11 protein-coding genes and 1 riboswitch are annotated in these 13,382 nt (G+C 58.5%); of the genes, 6 read left to right on the top strand and 5 right to left on the bottom strand.

What is annotated here, in order from left to right; all coding sequences use genetic code 11:
• The first annotated feature begins 237 nt into the window (after positions 1–237).
• The gene (locus DSCA_RS23510; protein ID WP_155318769.1) at positions 238–1,488 is read left to right on the top strand and encodes a thiolase family protein; all 1,251 of its coding nucleotides are present in this window, start codon (positions 238–240) and stop codon (positions 1,486–1,488) included.
• Positions 1,489–1,629: 141 nt separating this feature from the next.
• Here DSCA_RS23510 and DSCA_RS23505 read toward each other — a convergent pair whose 3' ends face one another.
• A complete protein-coding gene (locus DSCA_RS23505) occupies positions 1,630–4,746 on the bottom strand; it encodes a fibronectin type III domain-containing protein (RefSeq protein ID WP_155318768.1) in 3,117 nt (1,038 codons plus the stop codon).
• A 67-nt stretch (positions 4,747–4,813) separates the two neighbouring features.
• Positions 4,814–4,907: riboswitch (cyclic di-GMP riboswitch) on the bottom strand.
• 277 nt (positions 4,908–5,184) lie between these two features.
• On the opposite strand from DSCA_RS23505, the gene DSCA_RS32035 reads away from it, so the two are divergent.
• The 4 genes from DSCA_RS32035 to rbr all read left to right on the top strand — a co-directional run bounded on the left by DSCA_RS32035 (position 5,185) and on the right by rbr (position 7,794).
• Positions 5,185–5,580, top strand: a complete 396-nt coding sequence (locus DSCA_RS32035) for a hypothetical protein (protein WP_167527929.1) — start codon at positions 5,185–5,187, stop codon at positions 5,578–5,580.
• A 193-nt stretch (positions 5,581–5,773) separates the two neighbouring features.
• A complete protein-coding gene (locus DSCA_RS23500; RefSeq protein WP_167527928.1) occupies positions 5,774–6,679 on the top strand; it encodes an adenylate/guanylate cyclase domain-containing protein in 906 nt (301 codons plus the stop codon).
• A gap of 170 nt (positions 6,680–6,849) precedes the next feature.
• Positions 6,850–7,044: a ferredoxin gene (locus DSCA_RS23495; protein ID WP_155318766.1), complete on the top strand. Its 195-nt coding sequence runs from the start codon at positions 6,850–6,852 to the stop codon at positions 7,042–7,044.
• Positions 7,045–7,218: 174 nt separating this feature from the next.
• Entirely contained in the window at positions 7,219–7,794 is a 576-nt protein-coding gene (gene rbr, locus DSCA_RS23490) for a rubrerythrin (protein ID WP_155318765.1), read from the top strand.
• Between the two features lie 35 nt (positions 7,795–7,829).
• Here rbr and DSCA_RS23485 read toward each other — a convergent pair whose 3' ends face one another.
• Complete coding sequence (locus tag DSCA_RS23485) at positions 7,830–9,557, bottom strand: FAD-binding oxidoreductase (protein WP_231716261.1); 1,728 nt, start codon at positions 9,555–9,557, stop codon at positions 7,830–7,832.
• A gap of 213 nt (positions 9,558–9,770) precedes the next feature.
• Positions 9,771–10,394 (bottom strand): GNAT family N-acetyltransferase, encoded by a 624-nt coding sequence (locus DSCA_RS23480; protein WP_155318764.1) that lies wholly within the window; start codon positions 10,392–10,394, stop codon positions 9,771–9,773.
• Positions 10,395–10,516: 122 nt separating this feature from the next.
• On the opposite strand from DSCA_RS23480, the gene DSCA_RS23475 reads away from it, so the two are divergent.
• Positions 10,517–11,014, top strand: coding sequence for a hypothetical protein (locus DSCA_RS23475; protein ID WP_155318763.1), 498 nt, complete (start codon positions 10,517–10,519; stop codon positions 11,012–11,014).
• Positions 11,015–11,166: 152 nt separating this feature from the next.
• On the opposite strand, the gene DSCA_RS23470 is transcribed toward DSCA_RS23475, so the two are convergent.
• On the bottom strand, positions 11,167–11,832 hold the full coding sequence (locus tag DSCA_RS23470; protein ID WP_155318762.1) for a hypothetical protein: 666 nt from the start codon (positions 11,830–11,832) through the stop codon (positions 11,167–11,169).
• Between the two features lie 43 nt (positions 11,833–11,875).
• On the bottom strand, positions 11,876–13,300 hold the full coding sequence (gene pyk / locus DSCA_RS23465; RefSeq protein WP_155318761.1) for a pyruvate kinase: 1,425 nt from the start codon (positions 13,298–13,300) through the stop codon (positions 11,876–11,878).
• Between the last annotated feature and the right edge of the window lie 82 nt (positions 13,301–13,382).

Genomic DNA, 13,382 nt, shown 5'->3' with positions numbered 1-13,382 from the left:
TTCTTCTGCACAGGATGAAATATTCAGGAGCCAGGCGCCAGGGTCCGGAAGAAAAACGGTGGCGCTTTGCGCCGGCGCATTAGATGAAAGACTTAGCCGCAGGCGACACCTGCCCCTGAATTCTGATTTCAGTCTTTTAGTAGTCAATGGTCGGTCCAGTAAATTAACCATCAGGGGTCGGGAATTATCTTATCGACGCATGAGTCAGCGAAACTACCCACCAAACAGGAGAGGAATATGAAAGAGGTCGTCATCGTATCCGCCTGCCGAACCGCCATCGGGGCCTTCGGCGGAACGCTCAGAGATTCCAACGCGGCGGTCATCGGCAGCGTGACCATGAAAGAAGCCATCAACCGTGCCGGCATTGACCCGGATATCATCGACGATGTGCGCTACGGCTGTTGTATGGAGCCGGCTGACGCGCTCAACGTGGCACGCGTTTCGGCCCTGCTGGCAGGCATTCCCGAATCCGTTACGGCCGTCACCATCAACCGGGTGTGCATCTCGGGTATGGAGGCGGTCATCTCGGGCATGGCCATGATCCAGGCCGGCATGGCCGACGTGATCCTGGCCGGCGGGATGGAACACATGAGCGGGGTGGCCTACCAGGTGCCCAATGCACGCTGGGGCTGCCGCCTTCAGGACACCGTTTTCGTGGATGCCATGATCCATGCCCTTCATTGCGGTTCTCACATCATCCCCCACCCGGAAGATGGCCCGGTGGATGCCACCCAGCCGCCATTGAGCATGTCCGTTGGCAAGCCCTACATCATGGGCCAGACCGCCGAGTTCATTGCCCAGCACATGGACATCTCCCGGCGGGAGATGGACGAGGTGGCACTGAGAAGCCAGAACAACGCAGAGCGGGCCAATGACGACGGTTCGTTCAGGGACGAGATCGTGCCCATGGAGATCCCCCGGCGGAAAAAAGACCCCATCGTCTTCACCCGGGACGAACATTTCCGTCCCGGCCTGACCATGGAACAGCTGGAAAAACTGCCCCCAGCCTTCGTACCCAAAATCGGCAAGGTGACCGCCGGCAATGCCTCGGGCATCAACGACGGCTCGGCCGCCATGATAATCATGTCTGCCGACAAGGCCAGGGCACTGGGACTGACCCCGCTGGCCAGGATCGTGGCGACCGGCCGCGGTGCCTGCCACCCGTCGGTGATGGGACTGTCGCCGGTACCGGCGGTCAGGAATCTGATGGACCGGCACGGCATGTCGATCGGCGATTTCGAACTGGTGGAATTGAACGAGGCCTTCGCCGCCCAGTATATCGGTTGCGAACGCGACCTGAACCTGAACCGCGACATCACCAACGTCAACGGTTCCGGTATCGGCCTGGGGCATCCGGTGGGCGCCACCGGCTGCCGGATCATGGTGTCCCTGCTTTACGCCATGAAAAACCGGGAAAAATCTCTGGGTCTGGCCACCCTGTGCGGCGGTGGCGGCGTGTCGATGGCCTGTGCACTGGAGATGATATAGACGTTCCGGCGAAATAGCGCATGACGTGGCGTCCCGAAAAAAGACGGCCGGGGAGGTGCCTCCCCGGCCGCTTATCTATCGCCTTGCCCCCGGCTGACCGCTAACCGGCGGTATCCGGGTTAACGAATGCCGGTCTGGGGCTTACCACCAGGACCACCACCTGAACTGCACGACGACGGTCTTGGAAACGGTGGTGGTGTTGCCGGCCGCATCGGTGGCGGTAATCGTAATGATATTGGTGCCATAGGACAACCGGATGTTGTCGGCCTGCCACTGGGTGGTTCCGTCGGCCACACCGCTGCCGCCGCGGTTATTTTTCCAGACGACCGTCTCCACCCCCCGATCGTCCCAGGAACTGCCGGACATATTGATTCTGAAGGTTCTCAGGGTAACGATTTCGCCCATCGGATCTTCGATGGCCAGTGCGGGGGCCGTCGTGTCTTCCGCCTCAACCTGCCCGGTCACGACGACCTGGCACGTATCCATGTCCAGCATTCCCCCGCTGTCCGTAACGGTAAGCTCAAAGACGAGGGTCTCCCCCTCGCTGCCCGCCACCGGGGCCTCGAAAATGGGCTGCCGGGCGGTGGCGTCGGACAATTCCACAGGGGTGCCGTCGGTTTGGCGCCAGCGATAAGCGACGATGGTGTCTCCATCGGAATCGGTTGAAAGGGAACCGTCCAGTGTAACCTCGTCACCGGCATGCACCTGGAGGTCCGGTCCGGCGTCTGCCAGTGGCGGCGTATTGACCCATGCAACCGTGACCAGGCAGGTGTGGGTATCCTGCAGTCCACCGGCATCGGTAACCGTGAGCTGAAAGATCAGGGAAGCCCCTTCAGGCCCGATATCGGGTGTATTAAAAGATGCAACCGACGACCGGTCTCCGATGAGAGCGACGGCAGGACCCTGCATTTGCTGCCAATGGTATCCGGCGATGCCGTCATCCGGATCGATGGAATTGCCCGCGTCAAGAACGACAGTGGTCCCTTCGCTGACGGTCTGGGATTCGCCCGCATCGGCGGTGGGCGGCAGGTTCACCCAGGTCACATTGACAATACAGGTGTCTAGGGCCGTCTGGTCGCTGTAGTCGGTCACGCTCAATTCAAAAACCAGTGCGGTTCCCGATGCATCCACGTCCGGTGCCGTAAACGTGGCTTCCGGTTGGTCCGCGGCGTTCAATTGCACCTCCGGGCCCTGAACCTGGCGCCACCGGAATGCGGCGATGCCATCGTCGAGGTCAATGGAGTTGAGTCCGCTGAGGGTAACCGCCAGGCCTTCATCCACCGTCTGGTCCGGCCCGGCGTCTGCCGTCGGGATTTGATTCACGGGGCTAAAACGCGCCTCGATGGTACAATCGGCGCAGATGTTTTCAAGGGTATACCTGTCCTTGGCCCCCTGAGACTGTCCGTCGATCAGCAGGTCCTGGATTTCGCAACCTTCATCCGGCGTGAGCACGTAGGTCTGACTGGCCCCGCTGTTGACCGTGATCGTGCCGGCCGGAGAGATGGACCCGCCCTCGCCGGCAACAGCAGTCAGCGTGAAAACATCCATCTCGAAATTGACGACGATCTCATGGTCCCCGGTAACATCGGAGAACACATAGGTCGCTGCCGTCCCGACCGTCTCGCCGTCGACCGTCACCCGGGCGATATGGTAGCCGGCATCGGGCGTCATGGTGTATACTTGGCTGCCGCCATCGGCAACGGTAGTGGAACCGGCAGGACTGATGGTGCCGTTGGCGCCGGCAGTGGCATCGATGGTATGGGTCTTGGCGGCAAACACCGCGCTGATGGTGTGGTCTTTGACGACATTGTCGAACGTGTAGGTCTTTAGGGCTCCCTTCGACACCCCGTCAACCCGGACATCCGCCACCCGGTAGCCGGCATCTGCTGCAATGGCGTAGGTTTGCCCCGCACCGTGGTTCACGACAGCGCTTCCCGAAGGGGAGATGGTACCGTTGGCCCCGGCAGAAGCGGAAATGGTATGGGTGTCAATGGCAAAGGCAACCGAAAGGGTATGATCGGCAGAGACCTGGCTGAAAGTATAAGATGACAGTGCCCCCTGGGAAACGCCGTCCACTTGTACGTCCGCCACATGGTACCCGGCGTCGGGAGACATAATGAACTGTTGATCGGCACCGCTGGCGACGGTGACCGTGCTTCCCGGAGAAACGGCGCCGTTGCTGCCCGCCACCACTGTGATGGTGTGAGTGGCCGGTGGTGGAGATGACGCAGAGAAGGAGACTTCATTGGAGTCGGCACTCTCTTCCCCGCTGGCAAACGCGCGCACGACAAAGTAGTAGGTGGTGTCATAATCCAGGTTGTAGACCGTGCCGGTCGTACCGGCGCCCGTCCAGACGGGCTGGCTGTAGTCATAGGCCTGGCCGTCGGTGCGCTGGTAGATGCGGTAGCCGTCCGGCGCGGGATCGTTGGGATCCCAGGCCAGGGTTGCCTCGGCAGTTTGCGGTATGGTGTATGTGTCTTTGGAGAAAAGGGCCTCGATGGAACGGTTGGCCGAGACCTGACTGAAGGTATAAGCGGTGAGCGATCCTTTGGATATGCCGTCCACCTTTACATCCGCGACATGGTAGCCGGCATCAGGGGTAATTGAATAGCTTAGACTGCCGCCATGATCAATGCTGACATTTCCTTCCGGAGAGATGCTGCCGTTTGCACCCGCAGATGCGGAGATGGTGTAGGTCTTGATGGCAAAATCGGCATCGATGGTGTGGTTGGCCGAGACCTGGTCGAATGTATAGGAGGCCAGCGCCCCCTTGGAGACGCCGTCCACCCGGACATCGGCCACATGGTAACCGGCATCCGGGTAAATGAGGAACGTTTGATCGGCGCCTTCTTCCACGGCAACCGTGTTTTCGGGGGAAATCCTCCCGTTTTCGCCGGCGGTGGAAGAAATAATATAGGTTGGCATTACCGGCGGCGGGGAATAATATGAAACCTCATTGGAGTCCGCACTCTCCTCTGCACCGGCATAGGCTCGCACGACAAAATAATAGGTGGTGTCATCGGCCAGATCATGGACGGTACCGGTGGTGTCGGCACCGGTCCAGCAGGGCTGGCTGTAGTCATAGGCAGCCCCTTCGGTGCGTTGATATATGCAGTAGCCTTCCGGTGCGGGATCGTTGGGATCCCAGGCCAGCGTTGCCTGGGCAGCGATCAGCAGGGTCGGGGTTAGAAACAGGGCACTGACGGCCAGCGCTGAAACGATGAGGGTCCTGATGGGGTTATACAACCATGATGACATACGACCATCCTCCGTGATTCTTATTTGTTGACAACCGGTGAATCCCTGGAGGATGCAACCGTTTGCCTTCGGCGGCCCTGCTACCTTGTCCTCTGCGATCCAGAAGATTTAGGCCAGTGGCTTTGCGTCCCACTCTTTCGGGCGGTTTGCCATTATCGAGCAGTTCGGCATCATCTATCTTAACTGTCCTTCAGCAAAGAAAGTGCCAACTATCGAGACAATGTATCATTGAGCGTTCAACACCTTATAATTTATTTATTTTTGGGGACATCTGTTTTCCGGATCAAGGCGCGCATGGAAGTAAATGGAAAATCGGTTGTGTGCAAAAAAAAGAACAGCAGCAGTAAATGAAAGTTCAATTGTTGCACTCAACATGAAGACCGGCTGAAAAAGACGTCCCGGTGTCGGAATTAAACGCAAACCGGATAAAGGAGAGTCATGATGGCCATTCATCTCTTACCCCTGGCAAAGCTGGCGCTCATGGCGGGAAAGGCCGGAACATCCAAGACCGCCGGGACCGCCATGGTCAAACAGGCGGCTTCCATCTCGACCCGCGGACCAATGCCGGGCTGGCTGGTAAAAGGCGCATTGGCCGGCCTGATCGGATTCAAACTCCTGTTTCTGCTGGTACTGGCACACCAGCGCAATCTATTTCAATCCCCATCCCGGGTTGGCTATGCCTGCGAACATTGCCGGTTTTTCATCAACCTGAATGAAATTGCGCGAACCTTCCATGCCAGGCTGGTCGACAAGGAATTCATGTTCACCGGGAAATGCCCCGGCTGCAGCGAAATCATCTCCATTCCCGACAGCGCCCTTAAGGGCAATCGGTAAAATAAGGAGTTGCCATACAGAAGGCCGGTGGTATAAAAAGATGGTGGCAGTACTGTTCCGGCGGAAAAAACGCCCGCAACCCCATTTTTTTCTCTATTGTCAGAACGTCAACACCGTGACAACCGATGGCGGCCATGCGAGGGTGTCGCCGCAGGGGTTCTGGCAACCTTTACCCGTAGAACGGATTCTTTGCATGAGCGCCCTCCCCACCAACCTGACCACCATTCTTTTTGCCGATATTGCGGGAAGCACCCGCCTGTACGACACGTTTGGTGATTTCAAAGCCAGGGAACTGATTTCAGATTGCCTGTCCCAGTTGAAAGAACTGGTGGTGGAGAACGACGGGTCTGTCATCAAAACCATTGGCGACGAGGTGCTCTGCACCTTTTTGAACCCCAACGACGCCGCCGAAACTGCCCGGCAAATGCATGAAGAAATCTCTTTTGACCCGAAAATGGTCCAGGCCAACATTCACCTGAGAATCGGATTCCACCACGGAGAGGTGATCTGTGAACCCGAAGACGTCTTCGGTGATGCCGTCAATGTGGCTGCACGAATGGTGGCCCTGGCCAAAAGCGATCAGATCATCACCAACAAGGAAACCTTGAAGCTGCTGAAGCTCCCCCTGAAACGCCGGGCACGCATCGTGGACCGAACGCGGGTTCGAGGCAAAGACGATGTCATGGAGATCCATGAGTTAATCTGGGGAAAGCCCGAACAGATGACCATGTCCAACTCTTTCACCGAAGAGATGATCGCGTCGCTGACGTCGGAAAAGGATTTCCTCCAGATTCGTCACCTGCAGAACCGCATTCTGGTCGATCACGAACGCCCCATTCTGACCATGGGCCGGGGGGTCGCCAACCATCTGGTCATCAACGACCCTTTGGTTTCCCGCATGCATGCCCGTATCGAACTGCAGCGAAACCGGTTCATGCTGATCGACCAGAGCACCAATGGCACCTTCTTGAAAACACGGGACGAAGATCCCAAGCTGCTGCGACGGGATGCCATCGAGCTGGAAGGAGAAGGCCTGATCGGCCTGGGGCAGAAAGTCGACCCGGACCATCCCCTGGCGGTACGCTATCGGATTTTGTAGCACCAGCGCGTTGACCGCAGCCGGTCACATCGACCGGTAGGATTGGATCAGCCCGCCGGGTCTGGAATTTTGCCCTGACCGATCGGGGCCCTCACCCGGCAGGCAGCAGTCTCAGCCACCCCACCGCCTTGGCAAGGCACCCACATCCAAATCGAGAAGGAGGTATTCGCATGAAAGTCAAAATCACCAGCCAGTGCATGGGAGACCGGAATTGCAACAACCTTTGCCCCGAGGTCTTCGAATATGACGAGGACCAGCTGCAATCCACGGTCAAATTCGATGTCATCCCCGAAAAATTCGAAGACCTGGTCCGCCAGGCGGCCAGCGAGTGCGGCGCGGACGCCATCGAGGTGATTGAAGGCTGATACGCGGCCACCTCATTTTTCTTACGATAGCTGTCCTGATCCGGGGGAGCGGCTCCGCCATCCATTCCCGGCATGGCGAAGCGCCGCTCCTGCTTTTTTGGTGGATTGAGCAGCCAGCGCATTCGTGAAGTGATTTTTTGACATCCACGGATGTTAACCGTCGGAGGCGCGTGAATGGGCACATTCAGAGAAAGTCGAACCGCAAAAAATCTGTTGATTTCCTATGCATTCGAATCCCAGGCAACGACCCGCTACACATTTTTCGCGGATCAGGCCAAACGCGATGGATACATCCAGGTGGCGTCCATCTTCAAGGAAACCGCCGATCAGGAATGCGAGCATGCCCTGCGTTTTTTCAAATTTTTCAACGGCGGCGAACTGGAAGTGACCGCCAGTTTTCTCACTGGCGTGGTCAGGGCCACCCGGGACAACCTGATGGCTGCTGCGGATCTGGAAAAATACGTACACAGCGAGTTGTACGCCGGGTTCGCCAGAATCGGTCGCAAGGAGGGATTCAATCGCGCGGCGGAGGTCTGGGACGCCATCTCGGTTGCCGAGGTGCAGCACGAGAAGACATTCCGGGCACTGGCCCACAACGTGGAAACCGACCGGGCCTTCAGCCGGGAAACCGGTAAGGTGTGGCGCTGCATGAACTGCGGATACATCCACGAAGGCCGGCGGGCACCGGAAAAATGTCCGGCCTGCGTACGCCCTTCGAACTATTTCGAACTCTTCGCCCCCAACTGGTAAAAGCGGTTGGGGTCACCAGGCATGCACGGGTCCCATCAGCAGATGTCACGCCAGTGCCTGCCGCCGGTGTCCAGTCCCAGTTGTCCACCGGGGTTCATGATGGTGTTGGGATCAAAATGGCCTTTGAGCGCCCTGAGCACTGCCATCTGGGCGTCGCCCAGGTGGGGCTGCAACCAGGGACTGAAGAGCTTGCCGATACCATGGTGATGGGTGGGTGAGCCGCCGAACTGCTCGAAGGCGTGCAGGATCTTTTCCTGGAAGGCCACGAAATCATCGATATCCGCTGCCCGGGTGATAAAGATAAAATACAGATTGGTTCCCTGGGCATAAAAATGGGACGCATGGGTCATGCACAGGGTTTCCGGCCGCGCCTTGATCAGCCGTCTGACCCCCTGGTGCAGCGGGTGAAGACGGTCCCAGGTGACGGCTGTATCCAGGGTTTCGATGAGGATGCCGTAGTCGTTCAGGTCATCCCGAAGATAGGGATCCGTGAACCGGCCCGGCTCCCACTGCCGGACGGGGTAGCCGGTCAGGGACATGCCCCCGAACCGTCGGCAGATTCGCTTGGCGCACCTTTTGACGTTCCCGGCAAAGCGTTTCTCCCCTTCCGACGAGGCAATCATCAGACAGCGCCGCATGGGCTGGAATCCCCGCAGACGCATGAGCCGGTCCATCAGGGTGCCGTCAATGCCGTACAGCTTCAATCCGATATGGGTTTCCTCTTCGTCGGAAATGCGGAATACGGCCGGCATGCCGAACTGGCCCTGGGCGATCTCGCGCCCCGCCTCCACGGCCTTGGTCCAGGATGGAAAAACAAAGCTGAAATAGCGTCGATTTTCGGGCAGACAGCGAAAGATTTTCAGGGTGACCTCGACCAGAACACCGAAACATCCTTCACTGCCGATCATCATGCGGTTCACGGACGGGCCGTTGGCCGTTGCCGGGAAATCAAGGGTTTTCAGGTCACCGACCGGCGTGACGACCTCCTGGCTGACCACCAGGTCGCAGGCGTCACCGTAATAGGAGCTCAACTGGCCGGAGCCCAGGGTGACCACCCAGCCGCCAACCGAGGAGAATTCGAAGGATTGGGGAAAATGGCCGCCGGTATAGCGGTGCCGGGAATGGTATCGCCGGGGAGCGTCGTTTAACGCGCCTTCGTAGTCCGGGCCCATGATTCCCGCTTGAACCGTCACCGTCTGATTGGTTTCGTTCAGGCGGACCACCCGGTTCATATGGGTGCCCATCACCAGGGTGACGCCCCCCCTGGAGGGCCACAAACCGAAATTTACAGAACTGCCGCCCCCGTATACATAAACGGGGATCTGCTCGCGGTCGCAGTAGCCGACCAACCGGCGGACATCGTCTTTGTGGCGGGGGTGGACCACCAGGTCGGCCACTGCCCGAACCTCCCCCTGCCTCAGTCTGAGGGACTCCTCGAGCGTCTTTCCCGTAGCAAATTTCAACCGGTCGTAGTCGTCGACCGACACGTTTTCATCACCGACGATCCGGGCGATGGCCGCGGCGTGATCCCGGGTGATCACCCGGGATGGCTGACCGTGGGCAACCGGCCGGTTCCCGTGGCTCACCGGCACCTTGAAATGATCATCCCCCAGCCCGAAGGTCTCCTTGAGCAACTGAACCAGCTTGGCATTGGGGTGTTTGTATGCATGCGGATCGCCCCATTTGAAAATGGAACGGTAAGACCCCTTTGCCGGCGCCGTTTCAATCCAGTTGGGTGCAGCCCCTTTACTGGCGCCCATCATCGTCTCCCAGCATTTATCCAAAACCATTGATCCGAGACAACAAGCACATCACCGGCGGTTTTCCACGACACATGGTCAATCAGGGCCGCAGCCCCCGGATGCGCAGGGGAATGTCTGCCGGCACAATCGCCTGATGCCAGCCTTCTGGTAAGAGGTCTTACCAGTTGGTCCACCCCATGTCAACGCCTGCTCCGGGACGGGGAGGCAGAGGGATCACGCCAGGGGTTTGATCATCACGGTGGAGGATCGGAATCCGGACAGGTTGCCCACAGGCCACACGGTCTGTTCCCGGACGACACGAAAACCCAGATGCCGATAGAGGGTTTGCGCCCGCGGGTTGGTGTCCACCACTTCCAGGGACACCATCGACAGCCCCTGCCCTGCGGCCCATGCCGCCAGGGCGGTGATCATGGCGGTGCCGATTCCCCGCCCGCGGTAGGCGGGTGCGACGGCCACCCCGTCGATATGGGCTTCGCCGGCCATGGGGGAATGATGCAAAAAGGCCAGAAGGGCCAACCGCCAGAGGCTGCCGAAGATGCCGTAGAATCGCTGCAGGGTGGAAAAGCGCATATCCATGAATCCCGCCGCTTCGGTCTGGATGCCCAGGATGCCGACGATGCGATCGTCATCGACGGCGCAAATGCACATCCGCCGATTGAAGCCAGCCGCCAGGGCCTGTCGTGACCGGCCCCCTTGCCCGTATATCGGAACAAGTTGGTCAGCCAGGACGGAGAGGACCAGCGCCGCCGCACTTTGAGACAGATGCCTGGGCAGATGGCCGAGCAGCCTGGGGGAAGCCCCCCCGGGGAATGTGCCTGAAACCCGTGTCGGTGTCATGGAGATCAACGTCAGGTGCAATCATGGAAGGTTGCCATCAGCGCTCACCGCTGAAATTGGGGTGGGCAGGAGTGCTGAAGTATGTTAAAAATGGCCGACCTTCAACCACAAGGAGTTTGTACATGCTGTCCAGGTTTTCAAATGAAGTGCTGTCCAGAGGTTCCGGCGCCGTTCTGCCCCAGAATTTGAGCATCGACTGGCTGAGAAGGCTCCAGAAACTTTCCGAGGATTTTCTCGACAACAATTTTGCCATCGACCAATGCACCGAAACGCTGGAAATGGGAGACCCCGTGCTGGTGTCGTGCGTCCATGAAATACTCCGGTACAACCGCGGCAACGGCACGGAATTATCTTCCGGCGAATTGGCCGAGAGCGTCACCATTTACGCCCTGTCCATTACCATGGAAAGCATCCGCCGGGAATCGGACATTGAAATGACGCCACCGACCCTGGAGAACCTGCTGTCCATTGACAGGATTGTCCAGTTCGGAAAAATCAATCCGGAATTCGGTCGCTTCCTCGAACGGGCCTGTATTGCACCGGACAGCCAACCGCCCGCTGAAGAAAGCTGGTTCCAGCGGCTCAAAAACAAAATTCGGGCCCGCATCACCGAATCCTGAGCACCGAACCGCAGGGCCGGAGCGCTGCCCCAACGGGGCCCACCCCGCATCAAGCGTGCGCCGGCGACGGGGACCGCTTGATGCCATCCATGGAAAACCGTTCAGAAATGACCATTCAAGCGGGTCCTCCGCATTTTTTCAGGCCGGTTCGCCTATACGTTCCAGGCCGCCGGATCCAGGGCATTATAGCGTGAGATCTGCTTCTCGGCCTGCCCTTTGAGCTGGTAATAGGTGCCGGCGTAGATATTCCATCGACACAGGTCGATGGGAGTGACCTCCGATGCGTTCACCGGTCCGACCGTGCCGGCTTTTTCCAGGCCGGCCGCCACCAGTTCCGAGCAGAAAAACCGGCTGAAATCCTCACGGTTGTATCCCGGGCCGTGAAGGCCGAACGGCAGGTCATCCAGAACATCGACGGCCGATTGAAGGGCCTGGGGCACGTCATACCCTTTGCGCTCCCGGGCCTGGTTGAAAAGAAAGTTGTAAAACCGCTCCGAATCGAACTTTTTGCTTCGCAGGCTCTCGTTCAGGGGCAGCCACCACATCTCTCCGTCGTAGGTGTTCAGGCGGTCGCTGAGCCGTGATATCACCACACCGCTGTAGTCGTTCAGCGAGGTGGATTCGATGATCTGGTTGAAAAACCGCCCGGTCGTGTCATCCACCACCCGGGTCTGGAGAATCACGCCCACGTGGGAAACATCGGAACGGGTGGCAAACTTGATCAGTTCCGAGAAGTGTCCTTTACCGCCGAAAGCGATCACGTCCCCGGGTTTCATCATCGTGCGGACTTCACTGTAATCCTTTCTTTCAATGGTCATCTGCCCTTCCTCCCTTCTTCAAATGGATTCCTGTTTTCAGGAATCAGTCCTCATGCCCCACACGGTGGAGCTTGATGATATTGGTTGAACCGGACTTGAGTCCCATGCCGATCACCAGCACCACCAGATCGTCCTGCCGGACGCAGTTTTTTCCCATCAGCAGCCTTTCGCTGGATTCCACCAGACGGGCGGCGTTCTCGATATCGGCAATAAACATGGGGGTGATTCCCCACAGCAGGCTCAGCCGGTTGTAGGTATCCATCCGCGATGTGAACGCGTATACGGGTTTTGAGGGGCGCTGCTTGGAGATCTGCTTGGACGTACTGCCGGAAACGGAGAAAGCGATAATGCACCGGGCATCAACCTCCTGGAGAATGTTCACGGCGTTGCGGGCCACGGCGTGGGTCACCGGGTCCACCGGATCCGAATCGTGAAGCACATTGACTTTGAGGAATGGAGAGCCCTCGGCCGCCTGGGCGATTTTATCCATCATCCGAACGGCCTTAACCGGATACCTGCCGGAAGCGGTTTCTCCGGAAAGCATCACCGCGTCGGTGCCGTCGAAAATCGCATTGGCCACATCCGATGCTTCGGCGCGCGTCGGTATGGGGTTGACGGTCATTGATTCCAGCATCTGGGTCGCCGTGATCACCGGCTTGTTTTTCCGGACCGTCGCAAAGATCGTCTGTTTCTGGATGATGGGCACGAGTTCGGGCTGCATTTCCACCCCCAGGTCGCCGCGGGCCACCATGATCCCGTCAGCAATATCCAGAATGGCATCCAGATTCGCCACGGCCTCCGGTTTTTCGATCTTGGCAATCACGGGGATGGCCACCCCCTGCTTTTTCATGATGGATTTGATGGTCGCCAGATCGTCGGCCGTCCGCACGAAGGAGAGGGCAAAAAAATCCACCCCGTTTTTGATGCCGAAGTTCACGTCACGGACATCCTTTTCCGTCAGCGACGGTGCGGAGACCTTGACGCCCGGCAGGTTGATCCCCTTGTTTTCCTTCAGCATGCCGCCATTGATCACTTTGCAGGTCACGGTGTCCCGGGTCTTGGATTCCACCTGCAGCCGGATCAGGCCGTCGTCCAGCAGGATCGTGTCTCCTGAGTGCACGTCGGAAGGCAAATTCCGGTAGGTGGTGGAAACCATCTCAGCGGTACCCGAGACGGGTGAAGAGGTGATGGAAAATCGGGCATTGCGCTTCAACCGCACCGGTTCGCCGTTTACCAGCTTGCCCACACGAATCTTGGGGCCCTGGAGATCCAGCAGGATGCCCACCGGACGGTTCAGCACACGGGAGATGGACCGAATATGGCGGATGGCCTCGGAATGCGCTTCGTAATTGCCGTGAGAAAAATTCAACCGAGCCACATTCATACCGGCTGAAACCAGCTTATGTAGCATTTCCGGGGAATTCGAAGCCGGGCCGATGGTGGCCACGATTTTGGTTCGGATGGTCATGTGCAACCCTTTCCTGCCTGCAGCGGGTTCCGGCAGACAGCGCGTCGGGGTAACTATCGGGCCTATCGAGATGAAGAGAAAC

Source organism: Desulfosarcina alkanivorans (assembly GCF_009688945.1).
Taxonomy (GTDB): domain Bacteria; phylum Desulfobacterota; class Desulfobacteria; order Desulfobacterales; family Desulfosarcinaceae; genus Desulfosarcina; species Desulfosarcina alkanivorans.
The sequence above is the reverse complement of the archived record's forward strand: the minus strand, read 5'-3'. Positions and strand labels throughout refer to the sequence as shown.

Excerpts from the sequence above, each read along its gene's own strand:
- DSCA_RS23510 (WP_155318769.1), top strand. The coding sequence starts at position 238 with ATGAAAGAGGTCGTCATCGTATCCGCCTGCCGAACCGCCATCGGGGCC.
- DSCA_RS23505 (WP_155318768.1), bottom strand. The coding sequence starts at position 4,746 with ATGTCATCATGGTTGTATAACCCCATCAGGACCCTCATCGTTTCAGCG.
- DSCA_RS32035 (WP_167527929.1), top strand. The coding sequence starts at position 5,185 with ATGATGGCCATTCATCTCTTACCCCTGGCAAAGCTGGCGCTCATGGCG.
- DSCA_RS23500 (WP_167527928.1), top strand. The coding sequence starts at position 5,774 with ATGAGCGCCCTCCCCACCAACCTGACCACCATTCTTTTTGCCGATATT.
- DSCA_RS23495 (WP_155318766.1), top strand. The coding sequence starts at position 6,850 with ATGAAAGTCAAAATCACCAGCCAGTGCATGGGAGACCGGAATTGCAAC.
- rbr (WP_155318765.1), top strand. The coding sequence starts at position 7,219 with ATGGGCACATTCAGAGAAAGTCGAACCGCAAAAAATCTGTTGATTTCC.
- DSCA_RS23485 (WP_231716261.1), bottom strand. The coding sequence starts at position 9,557 with ATGATGGGCGCCAGTAAAGGGGCTGCACCCAACTGGATTGAAACGGCG.
- DSCA_RS23480 (WP_155318764.1), bottom strand. The coding sequence starts at position 10,394 with ATGACACCGACACGGGTTTCAGGCACATTCCCCGGGGGGGCTTCCCCC.
- DSCA_RS23475 (WP_155318763.1), top strand. The coding sequence starts at position 10,517 with ATGCTGTCCAGGTTTTCAAATGAAGTGCTGTCCAGAGGTTCCGGCGCC.
- DSCA_RS23470 (WP_155318762.1), bottom strand. The coding sequence starts at position 11,832 with ATGACCATTGAAAGAAAGGATTACAGTGAAGTCCGCACGATGATGAAA.
- pyk (WP_155318761.1), bottom strand. The coding sequence starts at position 13,300 with ATGACCATCCGAACCAAAATCGTGGCCACCATCGGCCCGGCTTCGAAT.